Annotated in this window: 1 protein-coding gene; it reads right to left on the bottom strand. The window is 60.7% G+C overall.

What is annotated here, in order from left to right:
- On the bottom strand, positions 1-412 hold a 412-nt coding region (locus F6X68_RS33255), incomplete at its 3' end, for a MupG family TIM beta-alpha barrel fold protein (RefSeq protein ID WP_225852587.1).
- Positions 413-428: the final 16 nt, after the last annotated feature.

The following is a 428-nucleotide window of genomic DNA, read 5'->3' as shown; positions in this document are numbered from 1 at the left end:
GTGTCCCGTCACCAGGGATGAACGCCTGGACGCTCAACCCTTGCCGCTTCAGCCAATCGTTCTTGGCATCGAACCAGTTACGATCGAGCCCCGTCTCCGGGCGCGGATAGAAGTTGTGCCACGCCTCGACGTTGTCCGTCACGAGGCCGTGTTGCTTCATCTCTATGAGTTCCGCTTCAGACAGCGTACTCGCGTTCAAGGCGACCGTCATTCGGGTCGATAAGTCGGCGACTTGTTTCGGCGTCACGCCGTAATCGACGCGCAGCCCCGTCACGCCCCAATCGAGAAGTGTATGGGCATCGTCCCACGTCTTGCCGAGCGCGGCGAGCGACGTCGGTGCGATATCCGCAAACAGTTCCATGTCGAGTTCTCGTGCGAGCGTCCCGAGGTCACGAAGCCGTTCCGTATACACCGACGTGTCGTCCTCG

Source organism: Micromonospora sp. AMSO12t (assembly GCF_008806585.1).
Lineage (GTDB): Bacteria > Actinomycetota > Actinomycetes > Mycobacteriales > Micromonosporaceae > Micromonospora > Micromonospora reichwaldensis.
This window is presented reverse-complemented; position numbering and strand designations above follow the sequence as displayed.